The 362-nt window shown below is 44.8% G+C and carries 1 protein-coding gene; it reads right to left on the bottom strand.

All coding sequences use genetic code 11. The features are described 5' to 3' along the window. Nucleotides 1-47: 47 nt before the first annotated feature. Nucleotides 48-362, bottom strand: a 315-nt coding sequence (locus LI114_RS13795) for a transposase (protein WP_227221143.1), incomplete at its 5' end; no start/stop codon positions are given.

Raw genomic sequence — 362 nt, 5'->3', positions numbered from 1 at the left:
AAAGCGGATAAACCTCAGGGGTTTGGGGACAGAGTCCCCGACAGCCGTCAGGCTGCAAATCTGTCCTCAAAGTATATCGCAAACTGAGAATACGCCAGACCCCAGTCTCTGATAGGCATGGTCCACTTCTTGGCTATCTCTTTGACGCTCATATAGATGACCTTGCGTATGGAATCATCGGTCGGAAATACTGCCTTGGATTTAGTAAATTTCCTAACCATTCTGTGGTAACTTTCGACAGCGTTCGTCGTATATATTATCTTCCTGATCTCCTGCGGATATTCAAAGAATGTTGTCAGTTCAGCCCAGTTTTTGTCCCATGATTTTATGATGTTGGGATATTTCTTGTCCCACTTTTCACG

It is taken from the genome of Ruminococcus sp. 210702-SL.1.03 (assembly GCF_020559915.1).
GTDB lineage: Bacteria > Bacillota > Clostridia > Oscillospirales > Ruminococcaceae > YE71.
This window is presented reverse-complemented; position numbering and strand designations above follow the sequence as displayed.